Consider the following 25434-nt stretch of genomic DNA (forward strand, 5'->3'; position numbering starts at 1 on the left):
AACGAACATGCCCCGGCACGCCGCGCAGGATGAAGAGGTCCGACAAGACGTCAATGACATCGGTGGACTTGAGCTTCCGGTCTATCCGGATCGCGATGCATTCGCGGGTAAACTCGTCGACCACGTTCAACATGCGGAACTTCCGGCCATCATGGGTGCGATCCTCGACAAAGTCGTAGGACCAGACATGATTGGGATGCTCCGGTCGCAGCCGCATGCAGGATCCATCGTTCAACCATAAGCGGCCTTTCTTCGGTTGCTTTGCAGGCACCTTGAGCCCTTCGCACCGCCAGATCCTCTCGACACGTTTGACGTTCACGGCCCAACCTGACGAACGCAGCATCGCTGCGATCCGGCGATAGCCATAGTAGCCGATGAAAGTGTCGGGCGGCTCGTCGGTGATGATCTGCATCACCGCGATCGAGACCTTCACCCTGGCCTTCGGGTGGACCCACTTCGACCAGATCGCCCAGACAAACCCGGACAGGGACACCGCGAACGAAAACAGCGAGACGATCAGGGCCCAGTCAGCCGTCGTCATCGCGGTCGCCACTGCCGCGGGATTAGCCGTCCCAGCCATTCCGATTAGCCCCCATCGCCTGGCTAGAGCATGCCCCGCCAGCAGCGAAAAAACGAATCGCTATCATAAGGAGCTGGGCCGCATCTCCCACGCTCTAACCTGCTTGAGGAGGCTGCATGAAGGCAACGCGGCCTGGCCCCGCGACGTTCACGCTATGCAGTTCTGTCCCGCCAAGCGTACGCTCTGCTCGAAGCCTTGGTTGTTGAAGCCATAGAGGCTGTAGATGTCGCGGATGGTGCCGACTACTCCGAACGGGCTCATCGTGGCGCGCGCATCAGTAGCAGCCAATTCACCCGTCCATGGACCGGAGATGGTCAGCAGGTCGCCTTTGACCTCCAGCTTGATGTCCTTGCGAAGGATCGTCTTCCCCGCGACGTGGATATCCTCGAAATTGGCGGTGTCCTTCACGAAATCGGTGCTGTAAGGCGCTCCGCGTGCAGTCAGCGTGAACCGGGTGTCCTTCGCACGGCAGAAGATCGTTAGCTGCTTGCGAGCATCCTTCGACCGGGCAAACGCGACGACCCCCTTGCCGTAGGCCTCAATCTGCCATTTTTCGAATGCGTTCGGAGCGAACGCGATGTTGGCCCGACGGATCTCCTCGATCGTCAACCACTTCATTTCGTCGGCCTTTTTCTCGTTCATCATCTCGATGATCGAGGGGGCGATGCCCATCGAGATGAAGTGCGTCAGGACCAAGCTGAGCGCTTTCTGAGGCATGGAGAAGTTTTGCGTCAGGTCTTCGATCGAGACCGGCTTGTCACCGTAGAGCCGGACGAAATCGACACCCATTTGATGGACACCGACACGGCTGCCTTCGCTCGCATCCCTCTCGATCCCGCCAGCCAATGCGAAGACGCATGCGCTCGCACAGATACCGGGTGAAGGTTCAGAGAAGTTGGCCGTCTTGACTGTCTTCGACACCGCAGTCCGAAAGCCGTTCTTCCGGATGATCTCGCCTAACCGGATGCCGCCGATGACGTTGCCGCCGCCCGAATTCAGAACAATGCGCTGCCGCTTCCAGATCGTGGCTGTCTTCAGGAATTCCTCGAACTTCGCTGGGGTCTCGTCGGTGATCTCGCCGTCCGCGTAGATCCACGTGCTCTCGGCATCGACACGCGTCGCGCCGTTGAAATGCTCGGAGAACTCCATCGCCGACGCAGTTCCGCAGCCCATGACCGCCAGGGTCGCGCCGACGACGATTTTCAGGATGCGGAGCCGACGTTCGAATGATCTGGGCACGGGAGGTATACCGGTCCTCTGCATAAGCGATGGTCACTCTCCGAATGGCAAAACCAGGGCATGTGCGCCGATGGCACCGCTGACGTAGGGTGGCCGGCCGTCACATCCGCGTACCACAGCCCGAGCCGCTATCAAAAACTGACTTACGTCTATGGCCGATCTGTCGTGCGGGATGGGGGAAGTCTCCCTGCGCGCAGACCACTGGACCCGGGTCACGGCGCTAGGTGAGGCATGGGCACCACCGGAGAACGCCGCCGCCGTTCGGTCTGCCAAACACATCGGACGCGCAGAGGCAAAGGCGGCTTAGGCCAAGGCAGCCAAGGCAGTAGCTTGACAAACTTCACGGCGTCGTCCCGGAGAACATCGGGCCTCCCCAAAATTAGATATGTAGGCCCCTGCATGACCTAGGACAGTAGGCCCTCGCAAGGGCCTTAGACTGATCCGGTTTAGGCCCCATAGGGGGCCTGGCTCAGCCCCTTGTCGGGGCCTGGCTTTCTGAATTTCATACTACGGGCACGGAATTCTGCACTTCCGCTATTCCCACTGCAGGTGCGAAGGCCTGCTGTCGGATGTGGGCCTTAGTCCCGTTGCCAAAAAACGGAATGCTTCAGAAACGGTGCTGTGGCTATCCCGTGGCTATTCCCAGAGCAGGCCCAAGCCACCAAAACACGAACAGAAACAGAAACACCAATAACATCAGAGAGTTAAATGGCGCGCCCGACACGATTCGAACGTGTGACCTTTGCCTTCGGAGGGCAACGCTCTATCCAGCTGAGCTACGGGCGCAATCCGTGGGAGGTGGATAGCTGATTGCCGGACGCTCGGCAACAAGCGTTTGGATGAAGGAGCAAGGGCCGAGGCGGCAACGGTCACACGTTCGTATCGTGTCGGGCGCGCCGCGGTTGTGGCGGGGCAGCTATAAGACCGTCGGCTGTGAGGGATCCTCCGTATCGCTTGAGCTCTGCGACCAGGCGAGTAGCTCGATCCCGGCTGCGACGTATGCGGCGCGAGGATCTGGGCGGCCTCTCCTGCGCAGCACCTTGTCTTCGCTTTTGAGGATCCAGGCTATTTCGGCGCGCATAAGGATCGGAGCGATTGTCGACGGCATTGGGTTTTCTAGCGCCACCAATGCCTGCACGATGTCACTAACGGGGACAACGTGCTCCCAATGAAAGATCTCACGCGTGGGATCCTTCATGGCGGCTCGCTGATGCCCCCAGTGAAATTTGGATAGATCACCCAGCTCCAGTTCATCGGCGCGAGCTTGAGCGGCACGTGATACACCGGGCACCACATACCTTTCGAGATCCCGTGCCATCCAACGAAGCATCGCAGCGAGCGTGCCACGGACGTCAGCTGGTGCGGATTTGTATTGCCGAAGCAGACCGATGATAGCCTCGGCGATCAAGGGCACAGCCTCCGCAAGGCTCGACCGTGCTGTTGACTCAGGCACGAGCTCGTCCGTCGGCTGGGGTATGTCTCGTAGCGTCATGCAACCGCACTCTCGTTCAGCTCACGAATCGTCGAGAAGAGCTTCCCGACCCTCGGCTCGTCAAATACCTGCTCCGGCCCCGTCGGCGCCAGGTCGATGAAGGGCCGCGCGTAGAGCAGACTGGGGTCCATCGTGCCCTGGTGGGTCAGATGCTCGATGATCATGCCGATGAACTCGATCTGAGCGGCTGTCGCGGTGCCGGGCGCAATGAACTCGCTGAAGGCTGCGCTGACGGCCTGCGGGTCGAGCCCGACCAGCGAGCGCACGAAGCGGCCGAAGCCCTGGCTTGTTTCCCTGGCACGCGTGATGTCGGCCGCGTCGCCGATCCCGGCGTCGAGCAGCATCTTTTCGAGCTCGGCCAGGTCCGTCGGCGTCAGCGGGCGTCCATGGCGGACCTTGTGCAGCACGATGTGGTCCTCGTGCTTCCTAAGGAAGTGGCGCGCCTTGGCCTTAAAGCGTGCGAAGTCGGCCTCGCCGACCTGGGGCAGCTCGAGCTCGACGCCCTCGCCGATCTCATCGGCGAAGTCCGAATAGACGATCGCCTTCTTGCCCTTCTCGACGTGCTGGACGAGATCGCGCAGGCGCAGCCGGACCAGCTCCAGCAGCGGGACCGTGACGCCTTCCCACCACAGATCGGTCTGGATCTCCTCGATCAGCATCGCTTGCTGGGCGATCGCCGGGATGCCGGTCTGCTCCTCCAGCGCCGAGGCGATCTCGATCAGCTGTTTGCGCAGGTCGGGGAAGCGCTTGGAGCCGCGCAGAAGCGCCAGCTCCAGCGAGAACATCAGCAGGTCGAAGCGCTTGGCTTCCTCGGTGCCCAGGCGCTGCGACGACGGCAGGGGCGCGATTTCGGATAGCAGTTCCTGACGCTTGTGCTCGTCGAGCGCGCCCCAAGCTTCTGGAGCGCTGTAGGCCTCCACGGCGCGCCGGTTCTGCCTGACGATGAAGTTGTCCCGGTTGAGACCGGCGACCATGCCCTGCAGCGTCCTGAGCGCGTCGGCGCGGATCTCGGCCGCGCTCGGGGACCCGCCGCCCTGAGCCTCGTAAGAGGCCTGTTCACCGCTCTCCAGGCCGGGCGGCCGCTCGCCAGCTTTGCCATCGAGCGCCATGACCAGGTCCAGCCGGGCCGCGAACAGGCGTTCCGACAGCGTCTTGGCCGTGCTCGCCTCCTTGAGCTCTGGGTTGGCGCCGAAGAATTCCAGGTTCTGGCAGTAGTCGAAGACGCGGAAGAACTCCTTGTCCTGGCCCGGACCGAACAGATCGGGGCAGAGCCGCGTGCCGCGGCCCATCATCTGCCAGAACTTCGTCTTGGAGCGCACCTGCTTGAAGAAGACCAAGTTGACCACCTCGGGCACGTCGATGCCGGTGTCGAGCATGTCGACCGAGATCGCGATGTGCGGCGCACTCGACTGCTTGGAGAAGTCGTCGATCAGGGTCTGGGCATAGGGGCCGCTGTTGTAGGTGATGATGCGCGCGAAATGGCCGGCATGGTTCGGATAGGCCAGGTCAAAGCGCTGCGAGATGAAGTCGGCATGAGCCTGATTCTTGGCGAAGATGATGGTCTTGCCGAGCCTGTCGCCACCCTCGACCTTGATGCCGTTGGTCATCAGATGGGCAATGACCAGATCCACCGTGTCGATATTGAACAGCCGCTTGTTGACCTCGGCCGCCTCGACTGAGTCGGGGATCTCCTCCTCGCCCCATTCCAGGCTGTCCCATTGGTCCTTCTCGTCTTCGCTGAGGTCGTCATAGCGCAGGCCGGAGCGCACGATTTTGAGCGGCACCGAGATCGCCACAGGCGGCACGAGATGCCCGTCGGCGACCGCCTCGTCTAATGAATAGGCATCCGTGGGAACACCGTCCTCGAGGTCGAACAGCGAATAGGTATTGTGGTCGATCTCATCCTTGGGTGTCGCGGTCAGCCCGACCAAGAATGAATCGAAATAGGCGAAGATCGCGCGGAAGCGTTGGTAAACCGAGCGATGCGCCTCGTCGATGACGATCAGGTCGAAATGGCCCGGCCCGAACTTGGCCTTGCCGTCCTGCTTCCCGTCGATGAGGTTCATCATCGTCGGATAAGTCGAGAGGAAAACGCGGCCCTCACTCGTCCGCTCGGTGACGAGGTTAACCGGCGCGGAATCCGGCAGATGCGCCTTGAAGGCTCCCGTCGCCTGGTTCACCAGCGCGACGCGGTCGGCCAGGAAGAGCACGCGTTTGACCCAGCCAGCGCGCATCAGGAGATCCACCAGCGCGATGACCGTGCGGGTCTTGCCGGAACCGGTCGCCATCACGAGCAGCGCCTTGCGCTCGTGGTCCTGCTCGAAGCTCTTGGCGATCGCGCGGATGGCCCGGTGCTGATAGTGCCGCTCGACGATCTTGCGGTTGATCGGCTCGAATCCGAGCGCCTTGCGGCTGCCGCGGCGCTGGATCGCCAGCTCCAGCTCATCACGCTTGTAGAAGCCGCCGATCTGGCGCGGTGGATAGCGCGTGTCGTCCCAGATCCAGTGCTCGTAGCCGTTGGAATAGAAGATCACAGGCCGCTGGCCGAAGCGCGCCTCCAGGCAATCGGCATAGAGCTTAGCCTGCTGCTGGCCCTTGCGCGCATCGTGCCGGCTGCGCTTGGCCTCGACCAGACCGAGCGGCTTGCCGTCCGCGCCCCAGAGCACATAGTCGACGAAGCCAACGCCTTCCGCATTCGGCATGCCCTCGACGCGAAACTCGATGTCGTCGGTGCGGTCGAGCGCCCAGCCGGCCTCGCGCAAAAGCAAGTCGATATAGCGGTCGCGGGTCTGCGCCTCGTTGTAGTCGTGGTCGTCGGGCCTGGCATCCGCGGCCTTGCGCGCGGCGCCGACCTCGGTCCGCAGCCGCCTGAGCTCGGCGTCCAGGCTCTCGCGGTCGGCGAGCAGCCGCGTCAGCTCGCCATTCCTAGCGTCGAGCTCGGCCTGCTGCGCCTTGATGTGGGCGAAGCTCTTCTTGAGGATGTCGTCGCGACGCGAAAGCAGCGACGCGTCGAACGTCAGGCCGTCCACAGGCTTGGCGTCCCGCGCATAGGTGCGCGCCAACCAGAAGCAAACATGGAAGAGCTCCTGCACCGCGCCAACCGCATCGGCTGGGCGGATCGTCTTCTCCTCATGCACAGCGCGGTTGCGCAGCGAATTGATGTATTTTGCCTTGGCGAACACCGCCTCGCCGGCGGCGCGGCGGAAGCTCGGCTCGTGCAGCAGCGCCGCGATGTTGTCCTGATAAGGCAGCTTCAGCCCGGGATCATTGCGGAACGCCCATTTCACCCCCACCTCGACCGCCTTGCCGGCGAAGAAGGCTGCCGCTGTCGGCGAGACGCCCGCCTGCCTCTCAGCCTCCAGCGCCGCCTCGTGCACAGCGGGGAATTCGGCGGCGAGGAAAGCGAAGTTGGACATGGCGCCTCAGAGCTGGCCGGTGAAGGCGCGATGCTGGAGGGAGGAGAAGAGGCCTGCGCAATGTGCCTCTGAAGCTTCGGCCATCACGCTTTGAACGGCTATCATTTCAAGCTTCTCCACGAACTGACGCTGTAGCCGCAACGGGGGCAAACGTAGTGCGAGTGACTTTATGATGCCCATATTCAGCCCAGGCATAACAGCCCCTTTTGCCTGCACGCCAAGTTGCCTCTTAATATCAGGATGACAGAGAAATGCCGCATGCAGAAACTCGGGCAAGCATCTGGTCTTATCGAGAGTGATACAACATAGGTGCTTCGTATTGATCGAAGTAGGAACGTCTTCGGGGATGATCGCACATCTCCCACACGTTCCCATGATTGTGATTATCAGATCACCTGGATATACTTGGTAACGGCGCAGCGTCTTAAATTTTTCTTCGGTTATAAATCGGCGCTCGGCCCAACGAAATTCATTCGATACCGCGTTGTCGATACCAATAACCGCGACCCCTTCCGAAACGAACTCGGAATGTAGCAACTGGCTGCCGAAAGGCCCGGTGCGCATGTCTTTAGCCAAGTCACCGACCGTCACAGTCGGCCATGAGCCCTCTTCGGCGATCACGAACGTATCTCGGAAAAGAGCTTCGCCAAGGTTGCGGAGCAGTTTGAGCACGCGTTTGCGCTTGCGGCGCATCGCATCCGCGTTGTCCAGGATCGCCGCGACCCGCCGCTGTTCGTCGAACGGGGGGAGCGGGATTTCGAGTGATGCCAGTTGATCTTTGGTGATGGACGCCTGGTTGACCCAGCTCCGGCACATGGCGGCAAATCTGCCGTGCGCAAACTCTCTTTGCAGCCAGCGCGACAAATAGGTCGGATCGACCGTGTCACGCTTGGAACGCAGTCTAAGGAAGTGGTTGCTGAACGTGACGGGCTCGTCGAAGCCGCAGAAAAGAGCGGTCTTGCCAACAAGATCCGGGCTGTTTGTTGCGTTGAAAAGAATGTCACCTGGCTCGATTAGCAAGTCCTTCCGGGCCTTGGACCGCGGAACACGTCGCAACTTGCTCCAATTGAGCTCGCCGCTTCGTTCCACATTGTTCATGCGGAACTGGACGACCCCCTCTGGATCATCCCCGCCGCTTGCGAACCCACTACGGAGATCAGCTACGATTTCTCCAATGGCGACCGCCGGCCAGCTCACAGCATCGCCTCCAACTCGGCCAGCCCCTCGGCGATCTCCTGCTCCAGAACCTTAAGCTCCGCGATGATCTCCTTCGGCGGCTGGTGCTCGCTCGCCGCATGCACCACCTGCTTGTAGCGGTTGAGCGAGAGATCGTAGCCGGCCGCCGCGATCTCGGCCTTGGGCACGCAGAAGCTCTGGGCCGTGCGCGGACGTTCTCGTTCGGCTCGCCCTCGCTCCAGCCAGCGCGCGGCGATGTCGGGCAGGTTGTTTTTCGCCTGCTCCGCCTCGTCCAGCGCCAGGTTGACGAAATGGCCGCTCTGCCAGGAGCCCGGCGCGGGCCCCAGCTTCTCGGCCGGCAGCAGCGGGTTGCGCTTGTCGTCGAGCGAGAAGCCATCGGCCTGGCAGTCATAGAACCAGACCTGGTCGGTGCCACCAGAATTGGTCTTGGTGAAGAACACGATCGCGGTCGAGACGCCGGCATAAGGCCGGAACACGCCGGACGGCAGCTTGACGATGCCGTCGAGCCGATGATCCTCGACCAGCATTTTGCGGATCGCCTTGTGCGCGGTCGAGGAGCCGAAGAGCACGCCGTCGGGCACGATCACCGCCGCGCGCCCGCCGGGCTTCAGTAGCTTGAGAAACAGCGCCATGAAGAGCAGCTCGGTCTTCTTCGTCTTGACGACCGAGAGCAGATCCTTGGCGGTCGTCTCGTAATCGAGCGAGCCGGCGAAGGGCGGGTTGGCGAGCACGAGCGAATAGCGGTCGGCATCGCCGCCATGCTCCTGGGCAAGCGAATCCTTGTAGCGAATGTCGGGATTGTCGACGCCGTGGAGCACCATGTTCATCGAGCCGATGCGCAGCATGGTGCCGTCAAAGTCGAAGCCGTGAAACATCTCCTGGTGGAAATGATCGCGGCTCTCCGGCTCCTGGAACAGGCGCGGGTGATTATCGCGCAAATATTCGCCGGCCGCGACCAGAAAGCCGCAGGTGCCGCAGGCGGGATCGACGATGACGTCCTTCGGGCCAGGTGCCGTCATCTCGACCATCAGCGCGATGATGTGGCGCGGCGTGCGGAACTGGCCATTCTGCCCGGCGCTGGCGATCTTGCCGAGCATATACTCGTAGAGATCACCCTTGGTGTCGCGATCGTCCATCGGTATCTCGGCCAGGAGATCGACGACCTTGGCCAGCAGCGCTGGCGTGGGAATCGTGAAGCGCGCGCCCTTCATATGGGTGGCGTGGGCGCTGTCGTCCTCGGCCATCGAGCGCAGGAACGGGAAGACGTGCTCGGAGACGAGCGCGAACATCTGTGCCGGGGCATTGTTCTTGAGCTTCGACCAGCGCAGATCCTCGAAGGCGACGCCGCCAGCCTTGCCGATGCCGTCCTTGCCGGCCGGGAAGATATGCCGGCGCATGGGCTGGCCGGTGCGCGTCGCCCTGCGCTCCTCGAGAAATTGCGCCTCGTCGAGGCCCCGCATGAACAAAAGATAGGTGATCTGCTCGATGACCTCGAGCGGGTTGGCGATGCCGCCCGCCCAGAACGCATTCCACACAGCATCGATCTTGCTGCGCAACTCACCCGTGACCATGCCGTCTCCGCGAATCCGTGTCGTCTTGTGCTGGCGAGGTTAGGTCATCCCCGGCTCTGCTCCTACAGCCATCAGGCCTGGGGCAGGTCCGGGACATAGATCTGCTTGAGCGGGATGAGCGAGCGATAGCGCGGCGCGAGCTTGCCGTAGTGCTGCTGAACCAGCTCGACGAACTGCTCGCCATTGATCAGCCGGAGCTTCGGACGATTGCGCTCCAACTCGACCGCGCTGCGGCTGTAGGAGCCGAGATTGACGAACAGGCCGAATTCGCCCTCCCCGAGGGTCCCGAGCAGCTGGTTAACCTCGGGGCTGCCGGTCTGGCTGGTCACGCGCTTGCACTGGACCTTGACGATCGGTGGCTGGAAGCCGAGCGCGTCCATGTGGGCAATGACATCGACCCCGCCATCGCCCGAGCGAGCGGTCACCCGCGCCGTGTAGCCCATGCACTCGAGGAGATGCGCGACCAATTCCTCGAACTGGTAACCGGAGAGCTCTCCGGTTATCCGGCGGATGACGAAATCCGCGGTTGTCTCCTCGGCCTGGCGCGAGACTGAGACCGTCGCGGCATCATCGTCGGCGACCTCTTCGGTCACATCGGATGCCGGCGCTGCGTCGCTCTCGGGAGCCAGAAGACCGACCTTCGCCAGGAACTCCGAGGCGTGGCGCCGAACGCGGAACAGCGTCAGCGCAGATCCGATCTCATTGAGGGCTGCTTGGCTGAAGTCGTTGCGTGGGAAGCTCCCGAGCCAGGCGACATGACGGCGGTTGGGATATTCGTCACGATCGCCCTCGACATAGCTGGTCTCGCCGGTGAAGCGCCCGATGTTGACCATCCGATCATGCTTGGAAGGGTAGACAACAATGTCACCCGCCTTCATTTCATGGACGAAGCGGAACAGGACGCCAGCCTGGACGGGAACAGCCCCCGCGCTGCCTTCGCCGGACTGCCGTGCGAGCGCAGCTTTGAAGACCTCGCGGTCCGCAGCGTAGGCGCGCAGATCACCGAGCGCCGGCCAACCGATCGCGACATAGCCTTCGTCCACAGGTCTGCCATCGACGTGCCAACCCATGTGCACGCCCCATACCACCGGTTGAACAGCCATTAGCGGTCGCCCCATTGCCCAGGCGGGAACCTAGGGGCGAAGTCTGGTGCACACAATGACCAAAACGAGCACGCAAGCGCGGAGACGAATATCGGATAAAACCCGCCGCACGCCGCCCGGGGCGAGTCCCTGGCTGGCTCCTCAGCCCACGAGCAGCTCCTCTTGCGGCGAGACGGCCAATGCTGCCTGTGACCACCTGACACGCGAGGCGAAGCGATGGCACCAAATCGGAAGAAGCCGGGAGTGTTTCATCTTCCGGACATCATCCCTGGCAGCTGGACTGGAGACCTGGTTGGGACACCTCGCGTGCATTTCGGCCAAGCGGTCCAGTCAGGGCCGCCGCGACAATCAGTCGAGTTCACCTATCTGATCGTCGCCGCGACGCTCCTTCCCCCGGACAAAAAATTCCGATGGCCGGGGGTCGTTATGTGCTGGGCTCCTACACCGATGAAAACGGAGTCCCCTGATGCCGGCGTGATGTTCAGCTCGAAAGCGGAACCAATTCCCGTTCTCCATCTCTCCCTAGAGGTCACGCGACCGCAGTTTTCAGACATGCTGCGTTTACTCGAAACCGGGCGCTTCAAGGAGTTCTATTTTTCAATCGAAGATGGCGCCGATGGCTCCTGGCCCATCCGTAGCTGGGGGATGACGACCGAGATCCGTAGCTGAATCCACGGATGATGAGGATCACCTCCCACCTGGGCCACTTGAAGCCAAGGACGAGTTTCCTAACACAACGTCGATTGTCTGACGTAACGCATGGGACGCCCTATTCGCCGGCACGACAGGGTATTGCCTATGGGGTCGACGTTGACCTGGACACACCGGAAAAGCACAGAATTGAGCATGGGCGCGTTCCTCGCGAGGTTTACCAGTCGGCGCGCCGGTAAACCTGGCTTCATCGCAATCATGGGCAATTTTCTCGCTTGCACCGCACTTTTTTCGAAACGCTGCTTTTTGGGCAACATACGGGCAACATACGGGCAACCTTTCGGGCAAGATCGACGTCATTTCGGCCGGATATGTTGCCCATTAGTCTCCACGGAATACCTATTTCGAGGCTCTCGAACCTCAAAAGGTTGACCGTATGTTGCCCAAAATGTTTACCAACGCGATTCTAGGCGAGGATCGCCCTGCAATCGGCGCACTCCTACTACCTGGGGCTGGTTCAGAAAAAGAGCCGACGATCTATGCCCATTATCTCGCCGGGCACTTCAAGAGCGCGTCCGCGGCGATCCTGGCTGCTGGTGTTCGAACTCAGCCGAAGCAGATTCATGTGCTTATGCGAGCGTGGAACAGGGCTAGCGCCATCGAGCAAGCCGATTTTCTGTTTCGTCCAGTGGCGGCACGGCACCGCACGTAGCGAGCGTGCCAATTGCCGATGTCCACCGGCGGCTGACACTACAAGGAAAGCGGCGGATCGAAACGATCATTGCGACACGCGCATCAAGATGGGCAATGTGATGAACGAACTCGGCCGGTCGCGGCTCGACGCAAATATTAGCCGCGCGCTCAATCGCGATCAACGCCTAGACTCAGACCTAATCGCAGCATTGCAGGCATTTGTAGATCGACACTGACCTCCACCAGGTAACATGCGGCGCAGGCCAGAACGGACGCTCTTTCTGCTAACGCGGCTATGACACCCGAAGGGCCATCAACTCAAGTCAAGGTCGGCGAGTGCCGCCTTGATTTCGAGGCTGGTAAGCCCGTCGCTCCCAGCCGGCGTGGTTTTGCCACGCTGTTTCCGCTTTCGTTCCGCAGCCTGCTCCTTTTTGCGTTGCGCCTTCTGTTCGGGAGTCAGGCCGGATAGGTCCTTGTAGCCACGCGGGCCCCCTGGCTTGCCTTCAGCTTCTCGCCGGCGTTCTCGACGAATGCGCGCGCGAAATGCCGGATCATCCTCGCCAGGCAAGCGCTCTTCGATCTTGATTGAACGGTAGGCCCGAACGGACTTGCCCTCCGCTTTCCGCTCCCGCATGTAAGTGTTGCGATCGACAGCGCGCTCGAATTTCCGGTGGCTCTGGTATTGCTTCTCGCTCCGCGCTTGGATGGCGTCAGCGATCATACGCTTGTAAGCGCTTACGCCACCAGCAATCGCTTCGTCTGCGTCCACCGCACCCGGAGATGTCGCTTGACCGTCCATATCTGCCTCCAGCTTCTGGAGACGATATAGCGGTTTGCCCGAGGTAGCGCACAAATGTCACGCTTTCGGTATATTTTCCTATATATAGTATATATAAGATAAGCTTCTATGACTTACATATTTGTGGATTATCCCAAAAGCGTGACCGGGTGCCCCTCTCCGGGAATGAATTTGGTGCGGAGTCATGATTGATGCTGCTCCCGGCTCGCTGCGCTCGCCCTGCGCGGCCTTCGGCCTTGCCAGCACCTTCGGTGCTGAAAAATCTTCTTCCGGAGGAGGAGGAGCTCACCAATAGAGCTTCCGGCGTCAAAATGGGCTGCCGAGACTTAGAACACACAAGAGACTTTGTGGGTGCGGTTGCTAAAGCTGACCTCATCACGACCCGGCCGCACCTCTTCGCCGGTCCTCCTGGCTGCTCCTCCCTCCCTCGGGCCGAAGAGGGAGCGGTGCGCGCCCTCTTCGGTCGGGAATACAGCTAGGCGGCCGCCCCGCGCAGTGCCTCATTGTTCTCGTTCTCACCGTGGACTCGATCACGGCTGTCCAGCGTAGCGCGATAGGGCTGGCGCGCGCGCCGGATCCTGTCGAGCATCTTGGCGCTCGCCCCGGCACAGACACCGATAAGCGCAAGTCTTCCGGCAGGCGTTTCAGCATACAGCGCTTCTAGATCGCTAGCGCAGCGCAGTGAGATGTAGCGAAGCTCTCCATGCGACCTGATCTCGACCGCTTCAGGTTTCAACCCATGTCGAGCCGCGGCGTTGTCAGCCGCCCTGTTCACAAGCGTGGCGGCCGACAAACGCTTGGACTGACCGACATAAACGCCCAAAAGCGCGGCGACGCGATAGAGCTTTTCGATCCTCCTTCTATTTCTCCGGAGCCGCTGGTCATGCTTGCGCTTGAGCCAGCTGCTCCTCTTGGCTTCGAGGATTTTCATTCGCTCAGAGCGGATTTCGGCCGCGACCTGGATCAGTTCAGCCCGAACATCATCCGCAGGCGCACTTTTGATGACCTCGATCACCTGGGATCGGAGATCCGTGCCGGAGCTCTTATTCCGCCCCTGCCGGCGTCGTCCCGTCGTTTTCGTCTTGACGGTTTGATTCTGCACAGCGTGACTCCTTCTAAAACGGACGAAAGCGAACTCGCGTTCGCGCCAGAAGGTGTCCGAGAAACTCCCAACGACTATGCTATAGCGATCGCGTCGTGATATGCGTCTGGAGGAAACGCCTTCCGGTCCAAATGTTGCGTTCGCGCAACATCAGCGACATAGGTCGCCAGCCATCAGTTCATCGATCGACATGAAAAGCGCCGTCATCCCGACGATGTGGAGCTTTCCATTTTCGAGCATCAACGAGGCGACGTAAGATCCCTTGGCAGCGACCGATGGTTGGCGGCGGAGGGAAACAACCGGCCCGCATACCTTTCCGATCTCTGTCCTGGCTCTTGGGATGCGCAGAAACTCGATGTCCAGCCTGGAATTGTCGGCGTCGATCATCCAGGCGTGTGCGTCGCGATTGACCAACGCCAGCACGTCCAGGCGGGTAAAGTCCGCGGCCAGGGCTGGCGACGATACCAAGGCGCTTACGGTCGACAGGGCTGCGACGGTGATGCTGACTAGGTTCATGATCTTGATCTCCTGGAGGTCGAGATCATGCGTCTATCGGACCGGTCAGGTCGGCCTAGTCACCCGCGCTGGAATAGTGGTGGGAATTTGACTCGACCACCGTGCGCCGATGCACAGCCGCTCTGGCCGCCCTTGGTAGCCAAGGGTAGGACAAGGCCGAGCGGCAGCTAGCCGGCATCCTGTTGAGCAAAAGCGCGTCAATCTAGGACTTCGACTTTTTGGGTTTAGCCCAGGCGCGCGACAAGATCCCCAGCACGCAGATGTGCGTAGCGGGCGAGCATGCGCAGCTCTTTGTGGCCCGAGATCGTCCCGACTTCGATCACGTTGAAGCCCTTCTCGAAGAGGCGGGAGACCGCTTCGTGGCGTAGGTCGTGGAAGTGCAGACCCGATATCCCGGCGCGGCCACACAGATGACTCCAGGCTTGCACGACGGCGCTCTCTGAGGTGGGTAGCGCTCGCCCCGCTGAGGGGCTTCCTTGCCCCTCCCAGAGTCGTTGCAACACGTCTTGTGCACGGGAGGACAGTGGCACGTCACGGGAATCCCCGTTCTTTGTCAGCGGCAGGTGCGCGATGTGCGCATCCAGGTCGATGTGCTCCCAGTCGAGAGACAGCAACTCGCCCCGACGCATACCGGTCTCGATCGCCAACACGATGAGGTCGCGCATGTAGATGTTTCTACCGCTGTCGGCAGCGTCGAGAAGCTTCTGCTCCTCGTCGTCGCGCAGGCGGCGGTTGCGCCCTCTCGGTGGGCTCGGGCGTCGCACGAGCTTGCAGGGATTGCGGTGCAGATAGACGTCCCAGTCACGCATCGCAGTGTCGATCGCATGGCTGATCGTATTCAGCTCGCGGATGACGGTTGAGGGCGACACGGTTCGAAGTCGCTCATCACGATAGGTCGCGAGATCCGACGACGACAGCAGTGCAAGCGTCCGGTGAGCGATAGGTCGCCGAACTAGAGCCTTGATCCGCGAGATCTCGGTGTGCGCGCTGCGCTTCTTTGGCGAAACCTCGAGCATGTATCGCTCGAGGATCGCCCGCAGCGCGGTAGATTCAGCTACGCGAGTGTCTGGCAGCATGCCGGCGCGATCGAGCTCGCTCTCGAGGGACCGCGCCCACTTCTCAGCGTCGGACTTCTGATCGAAGCTCTTGGCCCTGGGTGCCATGCCACGACGACGCACCTGCGCCTGCCAACGGCCTCTAAGCTTACGTATGGTCGCCATTGCGGATCGGTCCTGTTCATCCGATCAATAGAGGACGCCGGCACCCCGGAGCCAAGGAGGTTTCCGGACCCGGCACGGGAAATCCCGAGCTGTATGTGGCGCGAGTGTGCCGCGGCACGAGACCCCGATGAAGACGGCTCGAATGCACCCAGCAGGATCAAGGGCTTCCGGCGATCGTCGCGTGGATCTCGTGTGCCTTCGGTAGGCAATGCTCTCAGCTGTTCCAACCGGCATGCGGCTGCTAAGTGTAGCCAGGGGGGAGTCGCATGCCGGCCAACATCGTCAATTACGTCATACCGAGCCAACTTTACAGGTATCGGAGCCTTCGCCGCATCGGAGAGGCTGATGACGTCGTGCTTGATCGGGAACTTGGCGCAATCGCGCAGGGCTACATATGGGCTTCGTCTTTCCAAGGCATGAATGACCCGATGGAAGGGGTCTTCAGCGCTGGAAAAAACATAGACCCCGGGAAGAAAAGAATACTGGAACAGATGAAATGGCATAAAGAAAGCACTGGCATTTGCTGCTTTAGTGAGACTCCGACAAATGAACTCATGTGGGCGCACTATGCCGACGAATTTCGGGGGATCTGCTTAGCTTATGATTTCTCTGATCTCAGAGATTCGCTTGTCGACGACGCTCAATTTACAAGATTATTTTATTCCGAAAGTCACCCGAGATTGTCTTTGACACGCGCTGATCTTGAGACCTCGGTGAGGCGCGTCCTATCATCGAAGAGCCAAAAGTGGTCCTACGAGCGAGAATGGCGGCTATTTACCTCCCGCACCGGCTCTATGCGCTATAACAAGGCAAGTGTAATCAAGACAGTTTATGTTGGTAGCCGAATCGACCCGAGAGCGAAAGAGCTTATCTCTCGCCGAATAAATCCCCTGGGCATTACGCTGTCGGAAATGAATTTGCGTGGCTATCGTATAGCTTTTGATAATACTTCAGTGAGGCATGGGAGTGAATCAATTTATATTTGACGAAATTTGAGGTGAGCTGATTGGCGTCAATCCCTGAAAATCTATTCCTCCTGCATAGCGGTGAAGAGGAGCTGCGAGCGAGAACCGTCGCGCTAATTGAGGCAAGCGAGAGCATGTCGCTGCATGTGTCCATGGTCGAGACCTGTATGGACATGCTGCAATATGTTCGCATTAACACACCGGACATGAGTGAGGATCGGGTAGTCGTGATGCTCGTCGGTGCCAGCATCTTTAATTCGATGGCTTCGGCCTTCAAGTTGATGCTCGGTGGCTACTACCAGTCATCCGGATTGCAGATCCGTTACATCATGGAGAGCGGTTGGCTGCTCGATTATCTGAGGACAGACCCCGAACTTGTCCAGAAGTGGAAAACCACTCCCGAGGACAAGCGTCAAAAGGTATTCGGGCCATCCTTTATCCGCGACGAATTGGATAAGCGCGATGGCTTCACCGAGAAGAAGCGCGCGGCACATTACAAACGACTATGCGTCTTGTGCGGTCATCCGACCTTCGCGGGCTTCGCGATGCTCCGGCCTGAGCCGAATGCCGATGCTCACATGGGCCCGTTCCTTGTGCCGAGCCTGCTCGAACAGTGCATTCAGGAATTGGTGATGGTTTCGATCACAGCATGGCAGGCGCTCATGCAGTTCTTTCCGCCGAAAAAACTGCCGGACTTCAGGGCTCGTATTGCCTACATCGAAAAGCAGAACACCTGGTTCAACGTTGTCTACGGAAAGCCGCATGATACGGCGGCCGTTGACCAACTCAAAAGGCTCATCGAGCGATTAGAGAGTGTAGTCACGGCGCAACAGCGGTAGCGCCATCAATTGTAACGCCCGACTTGAGCGCCGCCAACTTGAGCCTGGATCTCACTCCGGCACTCGCCGGCGCGATCATGTAGCCAGTTTCCAGATCCCCAATCATGATCGATTCGTTGCGCGTTTTCGTGCGCCACAGAAGGCCGACCAGCGCACAGATTGCTGCATCGAGCTTATCCTGATCGCCCTTTCTCGGCGCAGCCAGCGAGCTGGCCTTCTGCGCCCATAACGCGAGTTCCGGGACGATCTCCATGGACGCATGCCGCCGAACCGCCTCGGAGACCCTGGACCAGTCTGGCGAACGAAAACGCCGACGCTTCTCAGGATTGTAGCGAGGCGCGAGTAGCCGGCCAAAATAGGCTGCCTCCAGGGATGGCAGTGCGAGGGCAGGGAATACCTCGATCAGAAACAATCCGCTGCTCGCCGATCGGGCAGCTTCGGGATCGTCATCCGCGCCCAGCCGATTCTTGAAGCGCCAGACCGGAGCAGCATCGTCGAACATGCCAATCTTCGAGCGATTGGCAGGCTGAACGCCGCCGCCCAACCATGAGATCAACGACGCCGCGACACGGTCGACGGGGCGCATGCTCGTTAGGTTGGGCACGATCGTAGGCTGGTCAAGCGCAACGATACAGACGTCGCAACGTGCACGCTCCGCCGCGATGAATTCAAGCGCCTGGTCAAAGGTCGCCAACTGCGGTTCGGACGAGGACCGTCGCCTCTGGGCGTCGGATCGAATGGCGCAGACGGCTCCAGGTGCTGTGAGCTTATCCGTCCAGGCCGAGTCGAAGCCAACGATCGTCCAGGAGCAGGAGGTCACTTGGGTTAATTCAACGAGCTTGTGATCGGCGTGCCGCGCCCGAGTGATCCAGGTTTGTCGCGCGATGAAGGGGCAGGGCTACCCAATGTCGCCAACCATTCATGTGCTCCCGCGATCCGGATCCGCTGCAGTCGGTGCAACACGTCGTGATCAAAGCTCTCGGCGCGACAACGAGCGCGCGCGTCCGCGCAAATACGGTCGAAAAGGTGGGTTGTAACAAAGGTATCTGCACTCGCCCTGTGAAGGCGGCCAGGAGACGCGATGCCCATCTCGTCGACAAGGCCGCCCAGTCGATAGCTTTTCCGGCCCGGAAATATGCGCCGAGCCAAGAGCAAAGTGCAGAAGGCGCGAACATGCTGCCCATCGAGAAACGCGCTCGCCTCGTGCTCATAGAAACGCCGGTCGAAGCCGGCGTTGTGGCAAACGATCGGCGATGAGCCGATGAAGGACGTCAATTGACGCATAGCCACGGCCGAGGTCGGCGCGCCGCTCAGCATCGCAGTGGTTATGCCGGTGATCTGCGTTATCTCAGCCGGCACGCGGACACCTGGGTCGACGAAGGTGAGCAATTCGTGGCCTGCCCGGCCATCCACCACCTCGCGAGCGGACACCTCAATCACCCGCGCCCCCATCGCCGGGCTAAGTCCGGTCGTCTCGAAGTCGAGCACGACGAAACGCCCACTGGGCATGCTATTCAAGGTCGAAACTCCCGATGTCTCGGTGGGTCGTTCGAAACGTGCCCGCATCATAAGGTTGAGGGTATGCTTCAATGGAAACCGTCGATCTCATGCAGGCCGATACAGACAGGGCTTGGCAGGATCTTCGAGCCAGATTGCAACAAGGCCGGTTCCCAAAATTTGCCTGGCCTTGAGATCCTGATGTCTGAATCCGCAACGAAATGTCGAACGCCTCATACCCGCGAGCGGCCCCGACTCATTTGAGCGACAGAACCATAAGCCTTCCCAGACGCTCGACAAAGCGCTGAGCATCGGCGGGGCGTTCTCCATCCAGGACGCGAGCTTCGTCGAGCAGAAGGTGCGCCAGGTCGTTACGCATCGCATCGTCGTCCAACGCCGCGAGCTTGGCCACGAGACTATGATGCGGATTGATTTCGAGGATCGGCTTGGTTGGGCTATCGAGTCGGCCGGCGGCGGAGAGCAGCTTCTCAAATTGCCGGTCAGGTCCCTTGTCGGGCGCGACGAGGCAGACCGCGCTGTCCGTCAGGCGATCGGACGCACGGACATCGGCGACTTCGGAAGTCAGTATCTGCTTGAACGCTTCGATCAGCGCGTCGACCTGGGGCGAGGTCGCGGCGGAAGGCTGGGCGTCGCCGTTGACGAGCGGGATCAGCCCGAGATCGGCCGCGCCCTGGGTGATCGACTTGAATGGCTTGCCGTCGAAATCCGGAGCGCTCGAAGCCCAGAAACTATCGACATGATCGTTCAGCAACAGAACCTCAACCCCACGTGCACGGAAGCCTTCGAGCTGCGGCGAGGCCGCAATCCGCGCCAGGTCATCACCGACGATGTAGTAGATCGCAGTCTGATTTTCCTTAAGGGCGGCGGCATAGTCCTTGAGGCTGCGCAGACCTTCGCCCGAGGCGGTCGTCCTGAAGCGCGCCAACCCCAGCAACTGCTCGCGTCGCTCGTAATCCTCGTAAAGGCCCTCCTTCACGACGGCACCGAAGTTCCCCCAGATTGCCGCGAAGGTTTCGGGCTCGCTCTCGGACAACTTGCCAAGATCTAACAGGACGCGGCTGGTTACGCCTTTTTTGATGGCAACCAGCAGCGGACTGTCCTGAATCATCTCGCGCGAGACATTCAAAGGAAGATCGGACGTATCGACAAGGCCCCGCACGAATCGCAGATAGCGCGGAAGCAGCTCCGCCTCGTCCGTGATGAAGACGCGCTTCACATAGAGCTTCATCCGGCCCTTGCGTTCGGCATCGAACAGGTCGAACGGCTTGCTACCCGGGACAAACGCGAGCGCCGTGTATTCATGGCGGCCTTCTGCCCGGAAATGCACCGTCGCTGCTGGCTCGTCATACTGGGCAGCCAGACTGCGGTAGAAGTCGGTATATTCCGCAGGGGTGATCTCGCTCTTGGGCTTGGTCCAGAGCGCTGCGCCATCGGCAAGCGGCGTCGGCTCCGCTCCGGGCTTCTCCACGAGCGCGATCGGCACCGGAACATGGCCCGACTGAGCCTTGACGATGCGCTCCAGCGTCCAGCGCTCGGCATAGGTCTTCGCGTCCTCCAGCAACTTGAGCGTGACCCGCGTGCCCCGTCCAGGCGCATCGTCCAATGCGGCGGGAGAAACAGAAAACTCTCCCTTGCCGTCCGAGATCCAGCGCCAAGCCTCGTCGCTACCGGCCCGGCGGCTCACGACATCGACCTCGCTTGCGACCATGAAGGACGAATAGAAACCAACGCCGAACTGGCCGATGAGCTGAGCGCCCTCCTTGCCCTTGGCCGCCTCGACCTGCTCCATAAAGGCGCGTGTGCCAGAGCGCGCAATCGTGCCGAGAGCCTCGATCATTTCATCGCGGCTCATACCGATGCCGTTGTCGCTGATCGAGAGCGTGCCGGCCTCCGGATCCGCCGCGATGGTGATCGCGGGCTTGCCACCATTTTCGATCAACGCCGGCGTGGCGATGGCCTCATAGCGCAGCTTCTCGCAGGCATCTGCAGCGTTCGAGATCAGCTCGCGCAGGAAGACGTCGCGGTCAGAATAAACCGAGTGCACCATCATGTGCAGGAGGCGCGAGACGTCGGCTTCGAAGCTGCGGTTCTCTGTGGTTGCGGTCGACATAGCGGTTCTCGAACCTCTTGATTGATGGCGGCGATTTGGACGCGTCAGATCAGGTTTTCAAGAGGCAAACAAGCACGGCAAATTCGTTCCATGACGGGCCTGTGGCGCGGTTGTGCCGAACCGAGTTGTGATCGGGCTTCGGGCACTTATCAGCCGCGTAAGCTTCTGTGAATGTGAGGGCTTTTCGGCAGCGCTTTCGGCGAAAACCCAGCTTCGGAGGGACCTACTCCATCGCGCCTGCACCTTCGACGAGCAATGCTCTCACGCTACCAAGTTCCGCTGTCGGCCAATCTGTAGCGCGTCGCAAGCGCCCCCAGCCCGCGATCCACGCGTGCGGGGCCAATATGGATCACGCGGCCCGATCGGCGAAGGAGGCTGCATCGGCGATCGCTTGAAAATGCTCAAGATACTCCGGTCGGTTCTGTAGGAGGTAGCGCACGACGCGGGGGTTGCCGAGGAGTTTCCCGAGATAGCCCTTCACCACGGTCAGCTGGAGATGATCCTTGCCGTAGGTTTCTTGGATTTCGGCCATTGATTCCTGCAGGCGGGCGAGTTCCTTCTCCATCTTCGCCATCGCTTCGGGCGTCACGCCGCGCACCTTCTTTGACTTCCTCTCGCCGGCGAGCTCGTTGGTCGGCGTCCCGGCAAGGAGCGCGGTTGCGTAGGCCGCCGTGAAGTTATTCGCGGCGATCATCAGTTCGGTCGCCTCGAGCTGGCGCAGCGGCTTCATTCGCTTCAGAATCTCGAAGACCGCCATCGGGCACATTGTGTCCTTGAGCATCGACACGACCTCATGGCAGACGCCATCAAGAAGGGTCGCCTTCCGTCGCACGCTGTTAACATGGAGGCTGAGCGCCCGTGCGATCTTCTCGTTGGATACGCCGCGGGCGATCGCCTTCAAGATCATGGCGTGCTCTTGCGCGGCGGAGAGGCGGCTGACCCGCTTGTTAAAGGTGAAGCTTTCGTCGTCGGTCGAGACGAGGCATTCCACCTCGGTTTTGCCGAGGTCTTTCAGGATCTCGACGCGGACGTGGCCGTCGAGCAGGAGGAAGCTCTCGGAATTGCCGTTGATCCTGGCTATCACGGGCTGCTCGACCAGCCCGATCTCGATCACAGAGGTTCGGATCTGCTGATACTTGCGGCTCGCTTTGACCGAAGCTCGCGGCGGCCGGACGGGCAGGAGCGACGCAATCCGCACGGTGATGCAGTCCGGCTCGAAGGCAATCCGCATCGGGTTTCCCGTCTCTATCATGCCGCCTCTCCCAAAATGCGGGTCTCCAGATCCTTCGGCATGGTGTCGAGCCGCTCGGCCCTTAAAAGGGTCACGAAGTTCTCATCGGCTCGCAGGTTTTTGAGGGCCTCGACGACGAAAAGCAGGCGGGTTTGCGTGACCTCGGCCTTCTTGACTAGCAAGCGCTGCTTATCGGCCTCCTGCTGGAATATGCGGACGAAGGCCTGCGACGTCCTCGCCTTGCTCAGCTTTTTCCCGAACGGGTTCATGGACATGTGTTTGCCGAGCCGCGCTCGCTGCTCGATCAGACGCCGCATCTTGATCAGCCGGGGACCGGAGATCTTGCCCTCGGTGTAGGCCTCGGCCAACATCTTCTGGATATTCCCGTCGTCGGCGCGGGCGATCTCCATCGCGACTGAAATGGGAATCGTCCCGGAGTCTACGGCCTCGACGAGGCGATCCTCACCCTTCTCGATCAGCGTCGCCATCATGTTGACCCACTCCGACGAGGTGCCGATTTTCTCGGCGATCTGGCGGTCGGTGTAGCCGCGCTGGCGTAGAGTGGCGACGTCCTGGAGCAGGTCGATGGAGCGATGCTGCCGGCGAGCGCAGTTTTCGACAAGGCTCATGATGAGGCATTCCTCCTCGGTCGCCTCGGTGACGATGGCGGGGATTTCGGTCCGCCCAAGTTCACGAAAGGCTTCAATGCGTCCTTGGCCGCAAGCGAGACCGTAGCAGCGTCGGCCATCCGAACTCATCATCGTGTTGACCCGGATCGGGCGCTTGAGACCCAAGATCTTGATGCTCTCGATCACCTCCAGGAACTTGCGCCGATTCCGGACGCGTGGGTTCAGGATGAGGATCCTATCGATCGGCACCATCTCGACACGGGTGTGCTTCGCTTCGGTCATGCTGCGTCCTCAAATTGGGCTCGTGCCGCCAGGGAGAACAAGAAATCCAGTGTCTCGAACCGATAGCCGTCCAGGGACAGGCCGTTGCATTCAGCGAGCCGCAACTTTGGCTCCGTCATATCGAGACGTGGAAGCAGGTAGTAGTCGAGCGGGGACGTATTGCCGTGGTCCATTCTCACGGCGACAGTGATGTCGGGCGCCAGTCCGGTGTCTAGCCGGATGCGCCAGCGCGGCGAGCCCCCTGGCGTCTCGCCACAGCGTGCTACGACGACCGAGGCGGTAAACTCGCCGTTGATATCAATCAACCCCGTCTCGGGGTCGACACGGACCTCGCCACCGGCATCGCGTAGGCCGTTGATGACCGTCGCGACGACGTCGGGATGCATCGCGCGAAGGCGCCGGTTGATCTCGATGTAGCGGTAGTCGCGCTGGGGGCTGTAGCCGACTAGGTGGTAGGCGCGCAGCAAGCTGCCGAAGCGGTTCCGGTATACGCTGCTAGATGGCATGTCCTCGCGCTCGTCGATTACGAGGCTTGAGAGGGATCCTTGCGCCGCCAGCAGCGCACGAAGCAGATTGAGGAGATCGTCGTCCCCGAGCCTACGGCTGCGTTCCTCTATAATCTTTGCGGCGTGTTCGTAGGTGGCGACCTCGACAATCGCTGTAAAAACGCCGCGGGCGCGAACCCAGTGCTCCTGAGTGTTAACGACCCGGCGCATCTTCAACTTAAAGCTCACGCGGTTGAAAACGTTGTCGCCTATATATTTCGGGTTCGTCAGGATCTGGTGGACCGTGCCGCGCGTCCATGGCCGCCCCAGGTCGGTGAAGATACCCTCGCGATTGAGGCGGGCCGCAATCTCGGCCTCGTGGATGCCGAGTTCGACGAAGAGGCAATAGATGCGCCGCACGATCTCGACCTCCTCGGCCGGGCCGGGCACCAGGATCACCCGATCCGTTTGGAGACTCTTGCGCTCGCCGATCGCGAGCTCGGACTTGGACTCGCCATTCTCGTCAATCAGAAGCCGCCTTAAGCCGTAGCCGGCCATCCCGCCTTGTCGAAATCCCTTCTCGACTAGACGGCACTGACCGGCGAATACCTTGACCGAGAGCTCGCGGCTGTATTCGCCGGCCATGACCCGCTTCACGGTCTTCAATAGGTTGGAGCCAATGCTGCCGTCGTTCTCAAACTGCTCGCCGCAATAGTGCACGATGATGTCCGCGCGTGAGCACAAGAATTCCAGATGCGCGCCGTGGTCGGCATTTTGAAAGCGCCCCCAGCGGCTGACGTCGTAGACCAGGATTGTTCCGAAATCGGCCGAGCCTCGCTCGACGTCAGCAAGGAGGCGTTGAAATGCGTCCCGACCTTCCAGGTTCAAGCCGCTCTTGCCGGCGTCCTCATAGACCCGGACGATCTCGATCTCCCGAGCAGCGGCGAACCGGTTGATCGTTTCGAGCTGGTTCTCGGTCGAGTAGCGTTGGTGGTCGGTCGACATTCTGACATACGCGACCGCCCGCCTCGACCTCTCAGGCCCAATCCGCGCAATCCGACTCGATCCGTCAGCGCTACTCACACACCGCCACTCCACACTCGACGCCTCGTAGGCCGGCGGACGTCCCCGGTCAGTCAAGCGCGGAGGTGGCGGAATGTCTTTTCCGAATTCGGGCAACGTCTTTCCCGGCGACCGTGGCCGGGCGATCATCAACCCAGCGTTTGCCAAGCTGGTCTCGACGGCTCTGAGGGCATCGCTTCGGGGTCAGTCGTCCAAGATCAAGACTGTGGCGCGCTGGACTGGCGCGCACGACCGCACAGTGAAGAATTGGCTCTCCGGGGAACGGGCTCCAAGCGGAGATCACTTCCTGGGCTTGGCGGCAAATTGCCCCGCCGTGCTCGCGGCCTTCTTGGCGGCCATCCACCGAAGCGACTGCTTGGTTATGGCCGACATCGAGGAGGCGCGGGCGAAGGTCGCCGCGGCGTTGGTAGCACTGGAAGCTGTTAGGGCCGTCCAGCTAGAGCGAGTGGACCAAGACCCGGGGCGAGAATACCCGCTATCGCCAGGAAGCAGATAGGCCTCTTGCTGCAACAGAAGTCTCGGCCAACTGCAGACGTCGATCATCAGCGGCCGCGTGGCGAACTGATACTATTAAGCGAAGGCGCGACGGTATCATGTGCCGAGCTCAGTCGGAAACAAGTCCGCAACTAAGCCAAAAAGGTAAGTATCGAGAAAATAAGGGGTATTTTCAGCGCTTCTGGTCGTAAAACCCAGCGTCGCAGGGACCTGCTCCC

19 protein-coding genes, 1 tRNA gene and 1 pseudogene are annotated in these 25434 nt (G+C 60.7%); 4 read left to right on the top strand and 17 right to left on the bottom strand.

Translation table 11 applies throughout. The features are described 5' to 3' along the window. The 8 genes and pseudogenes from C4S73_RS25985 to C4S73_RS26020 all read right to left on the bottom strand — a co-directional run. A pseudogene (locus tag C4S73_RS25985) lies at nucleotides 1–373 on the bottom strand (DDE-type integrase/transposase/recombinase); the annotation flags it as partial. 354 nt (nucleotides 374–727) lie between these two features. Beyond that, complete coding sequence (locus tag C4S73_RS25990) at nucleotides 728–1819, bottom strand: COG3904 family protein (protein WP_103875498.1); 1092 nt, start codon at nucleotides 1817–1819, stop codon at nucleotides 728–730. Nucleotides 1820–2528: 709 nt separating this feature from the next. Continuing rightward, nucleotides 2529–2605 (bottom strand) — tRNA-Arg (locus tag C4S73_RS25995). A gap of 130 nt (nucleotides 2606–2735) precedes the next feature. After that, nucleotides 2736–3227, bottom strand: coding sequence for a hypothetical protein (locus C4S73_RS26000; RefSeq protein WP_146071511.1), 492 nt, complete (start codon nucleotides 3225–3227; stop codon nucleotides 2736–2738). An 80-nt stretch (nucleotides 3228–3307) separates the two neighbouring features. Next, the gene (locus C4S73_RS26005) at nucleotides 3308–6727 is read right to left on the bottom strand and encodes a DEAD/DEAH box helicase family protein (RefSeq protein ID WP_103875500.1); all 3420 of its coding nucleotides are present in this window, start codon (nucleotides 6725–6727) and stop codon (nucleotides 3308–3310) included. 6 nt (nucleotides 6728–6733) lie between these two features. Further along, nucleotides 6734–7924 (bottom strand): restriction endonuclease subunit S, encoded by a 1191-nt coding sequence (locus C4S73_RS26010; RefSeq protein ID WP_146071512.1) that lies wholly within the window; start codon nucleotides 7922–7924, stop codon nucleotides 6734–6736. Beyond that, the gene (locus C4S73_RS26015; protein WP_103875501.1) at nucleotides 7921–9495 is read right to left on the bottom strand and encodes a type I restriction-modification system subunit M; all 1575 of its coding nucleotides are present in this window, start codon (nucleotides 9493–9495) and stop codon (nucleotides 7921–7923) included. The genes C4S73_RS26010 and C4S73_RS26015 overlap by 4 nt, the downstream gene beginning before the upstream one ends. 71 nt (nucleotides 9496–9566) lie before the next feature. After that, a complete protein-coding gene (locus C4S73_RS26020; protein WP_103875502.1) occupies nucleotides 9567–10598 on the bottom strand; it encodes a restriction endonuclease in 1032 nt (343 codons plus the stop codon). A gap of 306 nt (nucleotides 10599–10904) precedes the next feature. Between C4S73_RS26020 and C4S73_RS26025 the strand changes: the two genes are divergently transcribed. Further along, nucleotides 10905–11267 (top strand): hypothetical protein, encoded by a 363-nt coding sequence (locus C4S73_RS26025; RefSeq protein WP_103875561.1) that lies wholly within the window; start codon nucleotides 10905–10907, stop codon nucleotides 11265–11267. Nucleotides 11268–12255: 988 nt separating this feature from the next. Here C4S73_RS26025 and C4S73_RS26030 read toward each other — a convergent pair. Continuing rightward, complete coding sequence (locus C4S73_RS26030; protein WP_146071513.1) at nucleotides 12256–12741, bottom strand: hypothetical protein; 486 nt, start codon at nucleotides 12739–12741, stop codon at nucleotides 12256–12258. Nucleotides 12742–13444: 703 nt separating this feature from the next. On the opposite strand from C4S73_RS26030, the gene C4S73_RS28080 reads away from it, so the two are divergent. After that, the gene (locus tag C4S73_RS28080; RefSeq protein ID WP_146071514.1) at nucleotides 13445–13942 is read left to right on the top strand and encodes a hypothetical protein; all 498 of its coding nucleotides are present in this window, start codon (nucleotides 13445–13447) and stop codon (nucleotides 13940–13942) included. Between the two features lie 51 nt (nucleotides 13943–13993). On the opposite strand, the gene C4S73_RS26040 is transcribed toward C4S73_RS28080, so the two are convergent. Both C4S73_RS26040 and C4S73_RS26045 read right to left on the bottom strand, forming a co-directional pair. Further along, nucleotides 13994–14359 (bottom strand): hypothetical protein, encoded by a 366-nt coding sequence (locus C4S73_RS26040; protein WP_103875505.1) that lies wholly within the window; start codon nucleotides 14357–14359, stop codon nucleotides 13994–13996. 224 nt (nucleotides 14360–14583) lie between these two features. Beyond that, nucleotides 14584–15579 (bottom strand): site-specific integrase, encoded by a 996-nt coding sequence (locus C4S73_RS26045; protein WP_103875506.1) that lies wholly within the window; start codon nucleotides 15577–15579, stop codon nucleotides 14584–14586. A 266-nt stretch (nucleotides 15580–15845) separates the two neighbouring features. Here C4S73_RS26045 and C4S73_RS26050 point away from each other — a divergent pair, with 266 nt between their 5' ends. After that, on the top strand, nucleotides 15846–16565 hold the full coding sequence (locus C4S73_RS26050; protein ID WP_103875507.1) for a DUF2971 domain-containing protein: 720 nt from the start codon (nucleotides 15846–15848) through the stop codon (nucleotides 16563–16565). A gap of 113 nt (nucleotides 16566–16678) precedes the next feature. Then, nucleotides 16679–17383, top strand: coding sequence for a hypothetical protein (locus C4S73_RS26055; RefSeq protein ID WP_146071515.1), 705 nt, complete (start codon nucleotides 16679–16681; stop codon nucleotides 17381–17383). Here C4S73_RS26055 and C4S73_RS26060 read toward each other — a convergent pair. The 6 genes from C4S73_RS26060 to C4S73_RS26085 all read right to left on the bottom strand — a co-directional run bounded on the left by C4S73_RS26060 (nucleotide 17364) and on the right by C4S73_RS26085 (nucleotide 24736). Continuing rightward, the gene (locus C4S73_RS26060; RefSeq protein ID WP_103875509.1) at nucleotides 17364–18203 is read right to left on the bottom strand and encodes a DUF429 domain-containing protein; all 840 of its coding nucleotides are present in this window, start codon (nucleotides 18201–18203) and stop codon (nucleotides 17364–17366) included. The two genes, C4S73_RS26055 and C4S73_RS26060, sit on opposite strands and share 20 nt — an antisense overlap. A 5-nt stretch (nucleotides 18204–18208) precedes the next feature. After that, nucleotides 18209–18892 carry a 3'-5' exonuclease gene (locus tag C4S73_RS26065; protein ID WP_244595808.1) on the bottom strand — a complete coding sequence of 228 codons (684 nt, stop codon included), beginning with the start codon at nucleotides 18890–18892 and terminating at the stop codon, nucleotides 18209–18211. Nucleotides 18893–19136: 244 nt separating this feature from the next. Further along, nucleotides 19137–21011 carry a molecular chaperone HtpG gene (gene htpG / locus C4S73_RS26070; RefSeq protein ID WP_103875511.1) on the bottom strand — a complete coding sequence of 625 codons (1875 nt, stop codon included), beginning with the start codon at nucleotides 21009–21011 and terminating at the stop codon, nucleotides 19137–19139. A gap of 349 nt (nucleotides 21012–21360) precedes the next feature. Continuing rightward, nucleotides 21361–22263, bottom strand: coding sequence for a plasmid partitioning protein RepB C-terminal domain-containing protein (locus tag C4S73_RS26075; protein WP_103875512.1), 903 nt, complete (start codon nucleotides 22261–22263; stop codon nucleotides 21361–21363). Then, nucleotides 22260–23153: a ParB/RepB/Spo0J family partition protein gene (locus C4S73_RS26080; RefSeq protein ID WP_103875513.1), complete on the bottom strand. Its 894-nt coding sequence runs from the start codon at nucleotides 23151–23153 to the stop codon at nucleotides 22260–22262. The genes C4S73_RS26075 and C4S73_RS26080 overlap by 4 nt, the downstream gene beginning before the upstream one ends. After that, nucleotides 23150–24736: a recombinase family protein gene (locus C4S73_RS26085; RefSeq protein ID WP_342210596.1), complete on the bottom strand. Its 1587-nt coding sequence runs from the start codon at nucleotides 24734–24736 to the stop codon at nucleotides 23150–23152. The genes C4S73_RS26080 and C4S73_RS26085 overlap by 4 nt, the downstream gene beginning before the upstream one ends. Nucleotides 24737–25434 lie beyond the last annotated feature (698 nt).

The sequence above is a fragment of the Allobosea lathyri genome (assembly GCF_900108245.1).
GTDB lineage: Bacteria > Pseudomonadota > Alphaproteobacteria > Rhizobiales > Beijerinckiaceae > Allobosea > Allobosea lathyri.

Bases quoted from the DNA above. Each gene is read 5' to 3' on its own strand.
- C4S73_RS26005 (WP_103875500.1), bottom strand. From the start codon at position 6,727: ATGTCCAACTTCGCTTTCCTCGCCGCCGAATTCCCCGCTGTGCACGAG.
- C4S73_RS26015 (WP_103875501.1), bottom strand. From the start codon at position 9,495: ATGGTCACGGGTGAGTTGCGCAGCAAGATCGATGCTGTGTGGAATGCG.
- C4S73_RS26020 (WP_103875502.1), bottom strand. From the start codon at position 10,598: ATGGCTGTTCAACCGGTGGTATGGGGCGTGCACATGGGTTGGCACGTC.
- C4S73_RS26030 (WP_146071513.1), bottom strand. From the start codon at position 12,741: ATGGACGGTCAAGCGACATCTCCGGGTGCGGTGGACGCAGACGAAGCG.
- C4S73_RS28080 (WP_146071514.1), top strand. From the start codon at position 13,445: ATGCGACCTGATCTCGACCGCTTCAGGTTTCAACCCATGTCGAGCCGC.
- C4S73_RS26040 (WP_103875505.1), bottom strand. From the start codon at position 14,359: ATGAACCTAGTCAGCATCACCGTCGCAGCCCTGTCGACCGTAAGCGCC.
- C4S73_RS26045 (WP_103875506.1), bottom strand. From the start codon at position 15,579: ATGGCGACCATACGTAAGCTTAGAGGCCGTTGGCAGGCGCAGGTGCGT.
- C4S73_RS26050 (WP_103875507.1), top strand. From the start codon at position 15,846: ATGCCGGCCAACATCGTCAATTACGTCATACCGAGCCAACTTTACAGG.
- C4S73_RS26055 (WP_146071515.1), top strand. From the start codon at position 16,679: ATGTCGCTGCATGTGTCCATGGTCGAGACCTGTATGGACATGCTGCAA.
- C4S73_RS26065 (WP_244595808.1), bottom strand. From the start codon at position 18,892: ATGCCCAGTGGGCGTTTCGTCGTGCTCGACTTCGAGACGACCGGACTT.
- htpG (WP_103875511.1), bottom strand. From the start codon at position 21,011: ATGTCGACCGCAACCACAGAGAACCGCAGCTTCGAAGCCGACGTCTCG.
- C4S73_RS26075 (WP_103875512.1), bottom strand. From the start codon at position 22,263: ATGATAGAGACGGGAAACCCGATGCGGATTGCCTTCGAGCCGGACTGC.
- C4S73_RS26080 (WP_103875513.1), bottom strand. From the start codon at position 23,153: ATGACCGAAGCGAAGCACACCCGTGTCGAGATGGTGCCGATCGATAGG.